Below are 13,202 nucleotides of genomic sequence, written 5' to 3'. Positions count from 1 at the left end.
GAACCGTTCAGCACCGTTATGCTCCTATGGAGACTTCCATAGGAGCGGCGGTTTGGCAGCGTGGTGAATCACTGCGCGCCGACAGTCTGCATTCGTCCTGATCTGTCGTAGGCCAAAGCAAAAACATGAAACTGATCGCTGCTGTCTTATCAGTCCTTGCCGTTACGGTCGGCCTCAGTGGCTGCATCGGCCCGCCGATCGAACTGACCCCGAAGACCGAGCAGATTCTGCGCTCGACCCCGCCGATCCGTTTTCTGCTGACCTTCGACGACGGTCCAAGCGCGTCCGGTTTTTTCAATCCAACAAGCGCCGTTCTCGACGTGCTGGCCAACAACCCGATTGAACCGGGTATCAAGGCCGTGTTCTTCGTGCAGACACAAGCCCCCCGGGCCGGTGGCAGCGAACTGGGCAAAAAAATCATGCAGCGTGAACATGCCGAGGGCCAGACCCTGGGCTTCCACACCGCCACGCAGTGGCATACCAATCACCGCTCGCTCTCCCCGGAGGAACTCGAACAGTCGCTCACCCAAGGCTCTGCGGACATTGCGGCGATCACCGGCAGCGCGCCGGTACTGGTGCGGCCGCCGTTCTGGAATTACGACAAACGCACGTTCGCCGCGTATCAACAACATGGCTTGCATGTATTGCTGACCGATCTGAGCGCCAATGACGGCAAAATATGGGGCTTCAATGGCAGCCCACGCCGGCGTTCGAACATGCTCAGGCAAATGTCCGAGGTGCGCGAACGGATTGCGGCCGGCGAACTGCCGACGGTCGACGGTGTTATTCCAGTGGTGGTGACGTTTCACGACCTCAATCGCTACACGTCCTGGCATATGGGGGAATATCTACAGATTCTGCTCGACAGCGCCCGCGAGACCGGCGTGACGACCGCCGCCAAACCTTTTTACGACGACCAGGCAGCCGTGCAACGGGCCGCCATGGCCCGCACGGTGCGCGATGCCAACCAACCGGTGCATTTGCCCGGCGTGTGGAGCTGGTTCTGGGACAGCAACTCCCATTGAGGCACACCGTGTAAACGATGAGTCCGCGCTGAAGCGTTGCGGCCCTGACAGTCGTGTCAGGGCCTGAGGTCGTTACTCACGCGATTCAACGCCCAACTCGTCCCACACCGACTCGGCCAAATGAAAAGTCGCATTGGCCGCCGGGATGCCGCAGTAGATAGCACTCTGCATCAGTACTTCCTTGATCTCGGCGCGGGTAACGCCGTTGTTCGCCGCGCAACGCAGGTGCATTTTCAGCTCTTCGCTGCGGTTCATGCCGATCAGCATGGCGATGGTAATCAGGCTGCGGGTGTGACGCGGCAGACCGGGGCGGGTCCAGATATCACCCCAGGCGTGGCGGGTGATCATTTCCTGAAATTCCGAATTGAACTCGGTCAGGGTTGCCAGGCTACGATCGACATGCCCATCGCCGAGCACCGCGCGACGCACTTGCATGCCGTCGGCGTAACGTTGTTTCTCGTCCACAAATCGCTCCTCAGATAGACTGTTCAGCCAACAGAAAACTCAGCACCCGGTGACTGAACGCACTACCGGCCTGAACGTTGGACAGGTGCGCGGCGTAGAACTCGGCGTACTCGGCGCCCTTCACCTGCTCTTGAATAAAGTGCCCGCCGGAAGGCGGCGTGACTGCGTCTTCAGTGCCGGCGACAACCAGGGTCGGCACGTTGATCAAGGACAGTTGCTCGCGAAAATCAGCATCGCGTACCGCTGCGCAATTGGCCGCGTAACCTTGTGGCGAGGTGGCGGCGAGCATGTCGGTGATCTGCTTGGCCACCGCCGGATTGGCCTCGGCGAAATCCGGGGTAAACCAACGGGCAATCGACGCATCGCGCAGTGCAACCATCGCCGCCGGACCGTCACGCAGGACGGTTTCGATACGCGAGTTCCAGCCAGAAGGATCACCGATCTTCGCTGCGGTGTTGCACACCACCAGTTTGCGCAGACGCTCACCGGCGTTGATCCCCAACCACTGACCGATCAACCCACCCATGGACAAACCGCAAAAATCTGCGCGCTCGATGTGCAAGGCATCCAGCAGCGCCAGCACGTCACGGCCCAACTGCTCGATGCTGTACGGCCCCGGCGTCACCAGCGAACGACCATGACCCCGGGTGTCGAAACGCAGTACCCGAAAGTGCTCGGTGAACGCCGGAATCTGCACGTCCCACATGTGCAGGTCGGTGCCCAACGAGTTCGACAGCACCAGCACCGGGGCATTTTCAGGGCCATCGAGCTGGTAGTTCAGTTCGCCGTCGGCGAGTTGTACGAATCCCACAGAAATTCTCCTTCAGGCAGTCAGGGCAAAATGCTCGGCCAGCGCACGCTCGACCCAGGTTTGAGCCTGACCGAGGTAATGCGCAGGATTCATCAATTGATCGAGTTCAGCACTCGAAAGCTCGGCGGTTACTTGCGGTTCATCGCCGAGAACCGCACGCAAATGTCGCTGCTCGGCCACCGCGCGTTTGCAGCACAGCTCCAGCAGATGGTGCGCGCTGTCGCGACCGATCCGTTGGGCGAGGACGATGCTCACCGCTTCGGCCAGCACCAGACCTTGGGTCAAATCGAGGTTCTGCGCCATGCGCCCAGCGTCGACCTCCAGCCCTTCTGTTATCAACAGCGCTTGCTGCAAGGCACCGGACACCAGGCAGCAGATCTCTGGCAGGGTTTCCCACTCGGCATGCCACAACCCCAGGCTGCGTTCGTGCTCTTGGGGCATGGCGCTGAACAGTGTTGACAGCAATCCGGGAATGCGCGTCGCAGCACCGATCAGCACCGCCGCGCCCACCGGGTTGCGTTTGTGCGGCATGGTCGAGGAACCGCCCTTGCCTGGCGCCGAAGGTTCGAAGACTTCCGCCGCCTCGGTCTGCATCAGCAGACTGATGTCGCGGCCCAGTTTGCCGAGGCTGCCGGCGATCAATCCGAGCGCCGCGCCGAACTCCACCAAACGATCACGTTGGGTGTGCCAGGGTTGTTCCGGCAACGTGAGTTGCAGCTCCTGCGCCAGCGCTTCGGCAATCGGCATGGCCTGCTCGCCGAGGGCCGCGAGGGTTCCGCTGGCGCCACCAAATTGCAGCACCAACAGGCGCGGTTTGAGTGCGTGCAGACGTTGCCGGCTGCGGGTCACCGCCCCCAGCCAACCGGCGATTTTCATCCCCAGCGTAACCGGCGTCGCATGTTGCAGCCAGGTACGGCCGGCCAGCGGCGTGAGCACATGACGCCGGGCCTGAATCGCCAACGCTTCGCCGAGTTGCGCCAGATCGCTGTCGATCAAGTGCAGTGCCCGACGCAGTTGCAGCACCAGGCCCGTGTCCATCACATCCTGACTGGTCGCGCCCAGATGCACGTAACGTTCAGCGTCCTGGTCATGCGCAGCGATCTGCTTGCCCAGCGCCTTGACCAGCGGGATCGCCGAGTTGCCTGCGGTGGCAATCGCCTCGCCGAGGGCAAAAAAGTCGTAGTGCTCGGCCCGGCAGGCCGCCTCGATCGGTGCAACCGCAGACGCCGGAATCAGTCCGACCCGCGCCTCGGCCCGGGCCAATGCGGCTTCAAAATCGAGCATGGCCTGAACCCGGCCCTGATCGCAAAACACCTCACGCATATTTCTGGCCGTGAAATAGGCGTCGAACAATTGATTGCCCGGTCGTTGCATAGGGAATTCCTTACGCGGCGCGCGCCCGCTTCAGGCGCGCGCCGACAAGTCAAAGTTCGTGTTCCAGATACGCTGCCTCTCTCGGCAAACGCAGGCTGAAGAGGAAGGCGACCGCCATCATCGCGGTCACGTACCAGTAGAAGGAGTTTTCGATACCCACCGATTTCAGGCTCAAGGCCACGTACTCGGCCGAACCGCCGAAGATCGCATTGGCCACCGCGTAGGCCAGGCCCACCCCCAGCGCACGGACTTGCGGCGGGAACATTTCGGCTTTCACCAGACCACTGATCGAGGTGTAAAAACTCACGATCGCCAGTGCCACGGTGATCAGCCCAAACGCCAGGAACGGGTTGGTCACCGACTTCAGGCTCAGCAGGATCGGCACGGTGAACAGTGTTCCCAGAGCACCGAACCAAAGCATCGAATTACGCCGGCCGATCTTGTCGGCGAGCGTGCCGAACAACGGCTGCATGCACATATATAGAAACAGTGCGCCGGTCATGATGTAACTGGCTGTCTTGGCGGGCATCCCCGCAGTGTTCACCAGGTACTTCTGCATGTAGGTGGTGAAGGTGTAGAAAATCAGCGAACCACCGGCGGTGAAACCGAGCACGGTAATAAAGGCGGCGGTGTTGTGCTTGAACAACGCGGCCATGCTGCCGGCGTCCTTGTTTTCGCGCATTTCCTTGCTGGTGGTTTCTTTCAGCGAACGGCGCAGGAACAGCGAAATCAATGCGGCAAGCGCACCGACCACGAACGGAATCCGCCAGCCCCAGGCACGCAGGTCGTCTTCAGTCAGGAACTGTTGCAGGATCACCACCAACGACACCGCCAGCAGTTGGCCGCCGATCAAGGTCACATACTGGAACGAGGCGAAGAAACCGCGCTGGCCCTTGAGCGCGACTTCACTCATGTAGGTCGCGGTGGTGCCGTATTCACCGCCCACCGACACACCCTGGATCAGGCGGGCCACCAGCAGAAAGATCGGCGCCCAGACGCCAATGTCCTTGTAGGTTGGCAGGCAGGCAATCAGCAGTGAGCCGGCGCACATCATCAGCACCGAAATCATCATCGAGTTCTTGCGCCCGTGCTTGTCGGCCACCCGGCCAAACAGCCAGCCGCCGATGGGACGCATCAAAAACCCGGCGGCGAACACCCCGGCGGTGTTAACCAGTTGCACCGTGGGGTTGTCGGAAGGGAAAAACGCCGGGGCAAAATAGATCGCGCAGAAAGCGTAAACATAGAAGTCGAACCATTCGACCAGGTTGCCGGAAGAGGCCCCGACAATTGCAAAGATCCTTTTGCCACGCTCTTCAGCGGTGTAGAGACTGGTTATTGTTGTCATGTTTTTTCACTCGATGGGGACAGTGAGAGTCTAGACATACTTTGCAACAGCCCCGTTCTACCGGTATCGAGAGGATCGCAGCCTGTAGGAGCTGCCGCAGGCTGCGATCTTTTGACCTTAATCTCAATAATCGAAAAACACCGTCTCGGCCTCGGTGCCTTGCAGGATCACGTTCCACTGCAATGCGCCCGTCCCATCGGCTTTCGCCATCAAGGTCGTGCGGCGCTCTTCAGGAACGCAGGCCAGCAGCGGGTCACTGGCGTTGGCCGGTTCGCCGTCGAAGTAGATCCGCGTCAGCAAGTGCTTGACCAGGCCACGGGCAAACACCAGCACCACCAGATGCGGCGCCTGTGTGCTGCCCTTGAGCCCCGGCACCGTCCCCGGTTTGATGGTGGTGAAACGGAATCGCCCTTCTGCGTCCACCGGCACCCGGCCAAACCCTTCGAAATTCGGGTCCAGTGGTTTGTCCTGCTCGTCTTCTGGATGGTCATACTTGCCGGCGGCATTCGCCTGCCAGACTTCCAGCATCGCGTCATTGACGAAATCGCCGTTGCCATCAACCACCTGCCCGGTGATCGTCACGCGCTCACCAAGCGTTTCTTCGACGGTCAGATTCTCACGGTTCAACCAAGTCAGACCGATGTGGTAATACGGCCCGACGGTGTGGGACGTCGTCGCGTTCAGCGTCATCTTATTTCTCCATCGGCGTGGCATCGCGGCCGCGCAAAACGATGTCCCAGCGATAACCGAGGGCGTAGGACGGGATGGTTTTTTCCAGATCGAAACTGGCGATCAAGCGTTCTTTAGCGCTGGTATCCGGCACGCAGTTGTAAATCGGGTCGTAGGCCAGCAACGGATCACCGGGGAAATACATCTGGGTGACCAACCGGGTCAGGATGCTCGGCCCGAACAGTGAGAAATGGATATGCGCCGGGCGCCAGGCATTGTGGTGGTTGCCCCACGGGTAAGCGCCGGGCTTGATAGTCTGGAACTGATACCCGCCATCGGCGTCGGTCACGGTGCGACCGGTACCGGTGAAATTCGGGTCCAGCGGCGCGTCATGCAGATCGCGCTGATGGTTGTAGCGACCAGCCGCGTTGGCCTGCCAGATCTCCAGCAAAATCCCCGGCACCGGCAAGCCGTTCTCATCCAGCACGCGGCCGTGAATGATGATCCGCTCACCCAAAGGCTCGCCCTGATGTTGGGCTGTCAGGTCGTTGTCCTGCTCTTGCAGGTACTCGGCGCCGATGGTCGGGCCGGTGATTTCCGACAATGAGTGAGGCAAAAACACCAACGGTTTGGATGGCGAACGACGGTTGGTCGATTGATAGGCCGGGTGCAGATATTCCGGCTGAGTGCCCGCTTGCGGGCGACGGTAACCAGGCTTGTCAGTCATGAAACTGTCCTCTTTTCTTGTTCGCTAGCGCGAGTGCGCGTCAGACCCGTTCGATTGCCAATGCCAGACCTTGGCCAACGCCAACGCACATGGTCGCCAGCGCTTTCTTGCCACCGGTCTTTTCCAACTGATGCAGCGCCGTCAGCACCAGCCGCGCACCGCTCATGCCCAGCGGATGCCCCAAAGCAATGGCGCCACCGTTCGGGTTGACCTGCGTCGCGTCGTCGGCCAGACCGAGCTCACGCAACACCGCCAGGCCTTGGCTGGCAAAGGCTTCATTGAGTTCGATCACATCGAAATCGCTGACCGCCACGCCCAGGCGTTCGGTCAACTTGCGCACCGCCGGCACCGGGCCGATGCCCATCACTCGCGGCGCAACACCCGCACTGGCCATACCCAGCACCCGAGCGCGGGCGGTCAGACCGTGTTTCTTCACGGCGTCGGCAGACGCGAGAATCAGCGCCGCCGCACCGTCGTTCACGCCTGAGGCGTTGCCAGCGGTGACGGTCTTGTCCGGGCCATTGACCGGTTTGAGTTTGCTCAGGGTTTCCAGGGTGGTGTCGGCGCGTGGATGCTCGTCCTGCTCGACCACGCTTTCACCCTTCTTGTGGGCAATGCGCACCGGAACGATTTCTTCGGCGAAATAGCCGGCAGCTTGCGCGGCCGCCGTCCGTTGCTGACTGCGCAGTGCGAAAGCATCCTGATCGGCGCGGGAAACCGCGTAATCGTCAGCCACGTTGTCACCGGTCTGCGGCATCGCATCGACGCCGTACTGAGCCTTCATCAACGGGTTGATGAAGCGCCAGCCGATGGTGGTGTCTTCGAGTTTCATGGTGCGCGAAAACGCCGCGTCGGCCTTGCCCATCACGAACGGTGCGCGGGACATCGACTCGACGCCGCCGGCAATCGCCAGCTCCATCTCACCGCTGGCAATCGCCCGGAACGCGGTGCCGATGGCGTCCATGCCCGAGGCGCATAGACGATTGAGGGTCACGCCAGGAATGCTTTCCGGCAACCCGGCCAGCAGCAATGCCATGCGCGCCACGTTGCGGTTGTCTTCGCCGGCCTGGTTGGCGCAACCGAGGAACACCTCGTCCACTGCGCTCCAGTCGACGCTCGGGTTGCGCTCCATCAGCGCCTTGATCGGCACCGCAGCCAGGTCGTCAGCACGAACCGTCGACAAACCGCCACCAAAACGGCCGATGGGGGTGCGGATCGCATCACAGATATAAACCTCGCGCATCAGGCTTCTCCCGGTGCTTGGCCGTGGGCGGCAGCGGTACGCGCTTCCAGATCGCGCAGCGCGGTCAACTCAATGTCGGTCGGTTCGGCGGTGTGCTCCACCTGATCGGCGAAGCGGATTGCCCAGCCGGTGGCGGCGATCACTTGCTCACGGGTGACACCTGGGTGCAGCGCGGTGACCACGAATTCGTTGCTGCCGGTTTCCGGTTCCATGATGCACAGGTCAGTGATGATCCCCACGGGACCGGCACCCGGCAGGCCGAGGCGCTTGCGCGAGTCGCCGCCTTCGCCATGGCCGACCGAGGTAATGAAATCGAGCTTGTCGACGAACGAACGGGCCGACTGCTTGAGGATGATCAACACGCTTTTCGCCGAGCCAGCGATCTCTGGAGCACCGCCGGCACCCGGCAGACGGACTTTCGGCTGATGGTAATCGCCGACCACGGTGGTGTTGATGTTGCCAAAGCGGTCGACCTGAGCGGCACCGAGAAAGCCGACGTCAATGCGCCCGCCTTGCAGCCAGTAGCGAAAAATCTCACCGGTCGGGACGACGGTGTCGGCGGTTTCCGCCAGCTCGCCGTCACCGATCGACAGCGGCAATACCGTCGGCTTGGCACCGATCGGACCCGATTCGTAGATCAGAACCACATCCGGCGAAGACGTCAGGCGTGCCAGGTTGGCCGCTTTCGACGGCAGGCCGATGCCGACGAAGCACACCGAGCCATTCTTCAGTCGGCGAGCGGCGGCGACGGTCATCATTTCATTGGTGGAGTAAGCCATTATTGAACCTCCGACGCTTTGGCCAGCTTGGCCTGGAATTCACTGAAGTCAGCGCTGCCGTGGATGTATTCGTTGATCCACGCGGTGAAGGTTTCACGGTCGCGGGCAATCGGGTCCCAGGCCTGGTAGAAGCGGTTGTCGCGTTCGGTATAACCGTGGGCGTAGGACGGATGCGCACCGCCAGGAACATGGCAAACGGCGCTTAAGGCCCAGGTCGGCAATACGCAGGCATTCATTGGCGCGTTCAGGTCGTCGACGATTTCTTCAACCGTAACGATGCAGCGCTTGGCGGCCAATGCAGCTTCCTTCTGCACACCAAGAATGCCCCAGAGCAAGACGTTGCCCTTGCGATCGGCCTTCTGCGCGTGGATCACCGTGACGTCCGGGCGCACCGATGGCACCGCTGCCAGCACTTCTCCGGTGAACGGGCAGGTCACGCTTTTAATCAGCGGGTTGACCTTTGGCAAGTCGGAACCGGCGTAGGCCCGCAACACTGCGAATGGCAGACCGGAGGCACCCGCGACGTAGGCATTGGCCAGATCGGCGTGACTGTGTTCTTCGATTTCCAGCGCATGCGGCCACTGTTTCTCGACAGCATCGCGCAGACGGTGCAGCGAACCCACGCCCGGGTTACCACCCCAGGAAAAAATCAGCTTGCGAGCGCAACCGGCACCGATCAACTGGTCGTAGACCAGATCAGGGGTCATGCGCACCAGCGTCAGGTCTTTCTTGCCCTGACGAATGATTTCATGACCCGCGGCGGTCGGAATCAAGTGAGTGAAGCCTTCGAGTGCGACGGTATCGCCGTCGTTGACGAATTGCTTCACTGCGTCGTGCAGCGAAAGGATTTCAGCCATGGGGTTGGACTCCCGATTCTCAGTAAACCGATGTGGAGGACAAGGCGCGTTGAGCAGCGCCGGAATGACTGAAGGTTAAGCCGCCGAAAAAACCCAAACAATCCGATAATCGACTAAGTGTTCGTTTATCGAACAGATTGTTGTCAGGCTATCGGTTCTGAAGAGGGCCAAAAGATCGCTGCCGCGACATTAATGAGGCAAGGGAAACAGCGTCAATTCACCAAAGGCTACTCTGTGCGTTTATCGAACAGCTTACGCAAACAGTTGGGCACTCAACTCACGGCTGGCACTCAACAATCCGGGCAAAAAACGCTGCTCCAGTTCGTTGCGGCTGACGCGTCCTGCGTGGGTGCTGACATTCAGCGCAGCCAGCACCTGGCCAGATGCGTCGTACACCGGAACGGCAATCGAACGCAGACCTTGCTCGAGTTCCTGGTCGACAATGCACCAGCCTTGCTGCCGAACTTCCTGAAGGCATTCGAGCAACGACTCGCGTGTATGCAGTGTGCGGCTGGTCTTGGCCTGCAACTCGGCATGTTCGAGGTAATCGTGCAGCGATGCATCGTCTAGTGCCGCCAGAAGAATCCTGCCCATCGAGGTGCAATAAGCCGGCAAACGCCCGCCCACCGACAGATCAACGGAGATCAGACGCTGGGTCGTCGCCGAACGGGCGATGTACAAGATGTCATCACCTTCCAGCGTGGCCATGTTGCAGGCCTCGTGCAGTTGCTCGCTCATGCGGTCCAGATACGGCTGGGCCGACACCGCCAGCGGCGTCGAGGACAGATAGGCATGACCGAGGGTCAGGACTTTGGGCAACAATGAATAGGTTCGACCGTCGGTGGTGGCGTAGCCGAGTTTGATCAGCGTATGCAGGCAACGGCGCACGGCGGCGCGGGGAATTTCCGTACGATGGCTGATTTGGGCGATGGTCAGATGCCGCTTGCGCTCCTGAAAGGCCTGCACCACGGCCAAGCCACGGGCCAGAGAAGTCATGAAGTCCGGATCGCCAGTGAACGCCTGAATCCGTTTGGCCGGCGAGGCAACGATCGGCGGCGCCACTGAAGCGAAGGAGTTACGCAATTGATCGTTCATTTCAGCTCATTCCCCAGAGTTTGACAGCTATTACAAGCCGCTCCGGATCTTGCACACAAGCACGAGCAGCCAAGGTTGGGCGATTATCGAACCATTAATCGATAATCGCAATCAACTGGCTGGAGAGCTATATGGGATGAAGGCTGCGGGCGACCGCGTGTACGTTTTCCTATAAGGCTCGGAATCTTTCATTACAGGTTTTCACACTTTTCCTGACACTGAATAACAGCCGATTTCTAATCCGCTCAATGTGGACGACTTAATGGCGCCAGGAAATGGGCTTGTAAAAGCATTGCCCAAAAGTGCACTTGCGCACAAAACTTGCGGGGAACAAAACAAATTCACAAGACGAAGCACTTTTAAGTTATTCGAGATAGTGTTCTGCCGATCGGCCGCTATAATGCACTTCAGTGATGACCGCATTTTTTGCAACTACGGGATCCAATCACTCAGGCAGTGCGAGTTTTCAACCCCGCTTCCTGCTGGCAAGCGCTTGTCGCTCATTTCGAATGCCCGGCCAATGCGTTTGCAAAAAAACAAGAAAACTGATGCTACGTCGGTGGTTCTGCTCTGGTGCCGTGGCCGCCTGCAAGAAGGAAGCTGTCAAGCACAACGCAGTCAGAATGGGTGTCTTGCCGGACACTCTGCTCGAGACGCTTGTGACCGACGCAACGAATGCAGTGCGTATCACCAGAATTTATCTCAACTCAATTAGGTAACACTGTGACGAAAGACGAACTGCGCGCGGAACTTGAGCGCCAGGAACAACGTTACAAGGAAGTTTACGGCGGGGAAGTCACCACCTACGCCGCTCAACCTGACCCGGAACGTAAACCTTGGCGTAAACGCGCCAGCATCCTCGATCAGGCCTTTACCCAGGAACTGCAGAAGATGGAAAAAGAACTCAAAGCCGAAGAGCCATAATCGCTCCGGTTTGAGATCTTCCGGGCCTGCGTCGCCTTCAGCCACACGCTGAATGGATTGGCGTTCCCTATCGCGCCCGCTAAAAGCGGGCGACTGCCACCTCATTCCCACCGAATGAGGTAAATGGCGCTTGGATGGCCCTCCTTACAGATATTTCACACACCCATTTCAGTTTCCCATCGAAGCAACTGAAATGCCGACATGTGCCACAACAGCCAATGAAATCAATGACTTGAAAAACCTACGACAACGCTGGGGTTTAGGGCCTTGTTACAAACTAAATCGTTGAAGAATGGAACCGATGAGCAGCAAGTGCATTGATTAGCAGGGTTTTCTGGCATAATCGCGCCCCCTTATGACCGGGTCAGAAAACCTTCATGATCGATTTATTCAGCGGACTGGATGCTTGGGTGCTTGTGAGCCTCTTCCTCGCCCTCGCCTTTGTCCTCGCCTTCGAGTTCATCAACGGCTTTCATGACACCGCTAACGCGGTTGCCACTGTTATCTACACCAAAGCCATGCCGCCTCATCTGGCGGTGTTTTTTTCCGGCGTGTTCAATTTCCTCGGCGTGTTGCTGGGCGGCGTTGGCGTGGCGTATGCCATCGTCCACCTGCTGCCGGTAGAGTTGCTGATCAATGTGAACACCGGCCACGGGCTGGCGATGGTGTTCTCGTTGCTCGCTGCGGCCATCACCTGGAACCTGGGGACCTGGTACTTCGGTATCCCGGCCTCCAGCTCTCATACCCTGATCGGTTCGATCCTGGGTGTGGGCCTGGCGAACGCCCTGATCAACGACATTCCATTGGCTGACGGCGTTAACTGGCAGAAAGCGATCGATATCGGCGCATCCTTGGTGTTCTCGCCAATAGCCGGCTTCCTGGTAGCCGCGCTGGTGCTGATTGGCCTGAAATGGTGGCGTCCGCTGTCCAAGATGCACAAGACACCGGACCAGCGCCGCAAGGTAGATGACAAGAAACACCCGCCGTTCTGGAACCGCCTGGTTCTGGTGATCTCGGCGATGGCTGTCAGCTTTGTTCACGGCTCCAACGATGGCCAGAAAGGCATCGGCCTGATCATGCTGGTATTGATCGGTATCGTGCCGGCGCAGTTCGTTCTCGACCTGAGCAGCACCACCTACCAGATCGAACGGACTCGCGATGCGACCCTGCACCTGAGCCAGTTCTATAAGCGCAATGCCGATACGCTGGGTGAGTTCCTGGCCTTGGGCAAAAGCCTGGATGGCGATTTGCCGGAGAAATTCCGCTGCAACCCGCAACAGACCGAACCGACCATTTCCGCCCTGCTCGGCACCCTCAAGGGCGTAGCGGACTACCACTCGTTGTCGCAGGAAAGCCGCATCGAAGTGCGTCGCTACCTGCTCTGCCTGGACGACACCGCGAAGAAAGTCGGTAAGTTGCCTGGCCTCGAAGCCCGCGAAAAGGCTGACCTGGACAAACTGCGTAAAGACCTGACCACCACCACCGAATATGCGCCTTTCTGGGTGATTCTGGCGGTCGCCCTGGCGCTCGGCCTGGGTACCATGGTTGGCTGGAAACGCGTGGTACTGACCATCGGCGAGAAAATCGGCAAGCAAGGCATGACCTACGCTCAGGGCATGTCGGCGCAGATCACCACTGCGGGCATGATCGGCCTGGCGAACATCTTCAGCCTGCCGGTATCAACCACCCACGTACTGTCTTCGGGTGTGGCCGGGAGCATGATCGCCAACAAAAGCGGCCTGCAAAGCGGCACCGTGAAAACCATCCTCCTGGCCTGGGTCCTGACCCTGCCGGCGACGGTGGCCCTGTCGGCCGGCTTGTTCTGGCTGGCATCGAAGGCACTTGGTAGCTGATTCATAGCCGTACAAAAAAGCGCGCCCTCCCGGAG

13 protein-coding genes are annotated in these 13,202 nt (G+C 59.7%); 3 read left to right on the top strand and 10 right to left on the bottom strand.

Going from position 1 to position 13,202, the window contains the following annotated elements; genetic code table 11:
* The first annotated feature begins 125 nt into the window (after positions 1-125).
* Entirely contained in the window at positions 126-1,025 is a 900-nt protein-coding gene (locus tag AC1RPZ_RS19405; protein WP_493138541.1) for a polysaccharide deacetylase family protein, read from the top strand.
* 72 nt (positions 1,026-1,097) lie between these two features.
* Here the strand turns inward: AC1RPZ_RS19405 and pcaC are convergent, their stop codons facing one another.
* From pcaC to pcaR, 10 genes are all read right to left on the bottom strand, one after another.
* A complete protein-coding gene (gene pcaC, locus AC1RPZ_RS19400; RefSeq protein WP_493138540.1) occupies positions 1,098-1,490 on the bottom strand; it encodes a 4-carboxymuconolactone decarboxylase in 393 nt (130 codons plus the stop codon).
* 10 nt (positions 1,491-1,500) lie between these two features.
* Positions 1,501-2,301, bottom strand: a complete 801-nt coding sequence (pcaD, locus tag AC1RPZ_RS19395) for a 3-oxoadipate enol-lactonase (protein WP_493138539.1) — start codon at positions 2,299-2,301, stop codon at positions 1,501-1,503.
* A gap of 12 nt (positions 2,302-2,313) precedes the next feature.
* Positions 2,314-3,675 (bottom strand): 3-carboxy-cis,cis-muconate cycloisomerase, encoded by a 1,362-nt coding sequence (locus AC1RPZ_RS19390; RefSeq protein ID WP_493138538.1) that lies wholly within the window; start codon positions 3,673-3,675, stop codon positions 2,314-2,316.
* Positions 3,676-3,724: 49 nt separating this feature from the next.
* On the bottom strand, positions 3,725-5,020 hold the full coding sequence (locus AC1RPZ_RS19385; RefSeq protein WP_493138537.1) for an MFS family transporter: 1,296 nt from the start codon (positions 5,018-5,020) through the stop codon (positions 3,725-3,727).
* A gap of 123 nt (positions 5,021-5,143) precedes the next feature.
* Positions 5,144-5,710, bottom strand: coding sequence for a protocatechuate 3,4-dioxygenase subunit alpha (gene pcaG / locus AC1RPZ_RS19380; protein WP_493138536.1), 567 nt, complete (start codon positions 5,708-5,710; stop codon positions 5,144-5,146).
* A 1-nt stretch (position 5,711) separates the two neighbouring features.
* Entirely contained in the window at positions 5,712-6,416 is a 705-nt protein-coding gene (pcaH, locus tag AC1RPZ_RS19375) for a protocatechuate 3,4-dioxygenase subunit beta (RefSeq protein ID WP_493138535.1), read from the bottom strand.
* A gap of 40 nt (positions 6,417-6,456) precedes the next feature.
* Complete coding sequence (gene pcaF / locus AC1RPZ_RS19370) at positions 6,457-7,662, bottom strand: 3-oxoadipyl-CoA thiolase (protein WP_493138623.1); 1,206 nt, start codon at positions 7,660-7,662, stop codon at positions 6,457-6,459.
* Complete coding sequence (locus AC1RPZ_RS19365) at positions 7,659-8,441, bottom strand: CoA-transferase subunit beta (RefSeq protein WP_493138621.1); 783 nt, start codon at positions 8,439-8,441, stop codon at positions 7,659-7,661. Before AC1RPZ_RS19365 ends, pcaF begins: the two co-directional genes overlap by 4 nt.
* Positions 8,438-9,295 carry a CoA transferase subunit A gene (locus AC1RPZ_RS19360; RefSeq protein ID WP_493138534.1) on the bottom strand — a complete coding sequence of 286 codons (858 nt, stop codon included), beginning with the start codon at positions 9,293-9,295 and terminating at the stop codon, positions 8,438-8,440. Before AC1RPZ_RS19360 ends, AC1RPZ_RS19365 begins: the two co-directional genes overlap by 4 nt.
* A gap of 252 nt (positions 9,296-9,547) precedes the next feature.
* On the bottom strand, positions 9,548-10,390 hold the full coding sequence (pcaR, locus tag AC1RPZ_RS19355) for a pca regulon transcriptional regulator PcaR (protein WP_054596029.1): 843 nt from the start codon (positions 10,388-10,390) through the stop codon (positions 9,548-9,550).
* 723 nt (positions 10,391-11,113) lie between these two features.
* Here pcaR and AC1RPZ_RS19350 point away from each other — a divergent pair.
* Together AC1RPZ_RS19350 and AC1RPZ_RS19345 are read left to right on the top strand one after the other, a co-directional pair.
* On the top strand, positions 11,114-11,314 hold the full coding sequence (locus AC1RPZ_RS19350) for a hypothetical protein (RefSeq protein ID WP_071551521.1): 201 nt from the start codon (positions 11,114-11,116) through the stop codon (positions 11,312-11,314).
* 377 nt (positions 11,315-11,691) lie between these two features.
* A complete protein-coding gene (locus AC1RPZ_RS19345; protein WP_493138533.1) occupies positions 11,692-13,167 on the top strand; it encodes an inorganic phosphate transporter in 1,476 nt (491 codons plus the stop codon).
* The last annotated feature ends 35 nt before the right edge of the window (positions 13,168-13,202 follow it).

The organism is Pseudomonas sp. GW822-FHT02D10, from assembly GCF_058802345.1.
This window is presented reverse-complemented; position numbering and strand designations above follow the sequence as displayed.